Raw genomic sequence first — 785 nt, forward strand, 5'->3', positions numbered from 1 at the left:
CATCTGAATGATGGCTTCCTTGACGAAATGCTCGGAGGCCAGACCTGCTGCTGCTGMCACTGCAGCAGCGGTGTTGCGGGCAACAGGCTCCAGCAAGACTGCGGCGAGCGGAATATCGAGTTCGCGGGCCTGTTCTGCAACGAGGAAGCGAAAGTCCTCATTCGTCACGACGATGGGGGCTTCGTAAAGCGCCGGATCGGAAACGCGGACCAGGGTTTCCTGAAACAGCGTCTTGTCCCCGACGAACTGTATAAACTGCTTCGGCGCGGTTGCGCGCGAGAGCGGCCAAAGGCGCGTGCCCTTGCCGCCGGCCATGATCACGGGGACGATTTTCTGTGTCATAGGGTGTTCTTCCTCGAAATGAACGGCCAGGTTTGTCACATGCTTACCGGGCTTCTGCCCAGCGCTTAATTCGGGTCAATCCCGCATTCAAGAGTTCCAAGGCGGCTGCCTCGCCTTCCGCTTCCACGTAACAACGCATCTCCGGCGCATTGCCGGAAGGACGGAGATGAATAATACGGCCGTCACGCAACGCTACCCGCAATCCATCAATATCGCTTTTCGAAGCGACGTCCCCGATGGGTTGCAGGAACTCCGTGAGATTAGCATCGGATGCGCGCAGGAAAGTCATTAATGCGGTGCTGGTTTCGACAGGGAAATTCTCAAGACGATCGGCCGCTGCAAAAGGCAGCTTGTAGGACGCAGCAACGACCGAAAGCGGCTCCTTGCGGATCGCGGCAAGCGAGAGTGTCGCCAGCATCGGCAGGAAACAATCGCGTGTCGGC

General features: G+C 58.3%; 1 protein-coding gene and 1 pseudogene. Both read right to left on the reverse strand.

Translation table 11 applies throughout. From position 1 onward, the window contains the following. On the reverse strand, positions 1-342 hold a 342-nt coding region (locus AC1D35_RS36560), incomplete at its 3' end, for a sugar phosphate nucleotidyltransferase (protein WP_477942946.1). Between the two features lie 43 nt (positions 343-385). Continuing rightward, positions 386-785, reverse strand: a pseudogene (locus AC1D35_RS36565) (phosphomannomutase); the annotation flags it as partial.

The sequence above is a fragment of the Rhizobium sp. P1_E6 genome, from assembly GCF_056405875.1.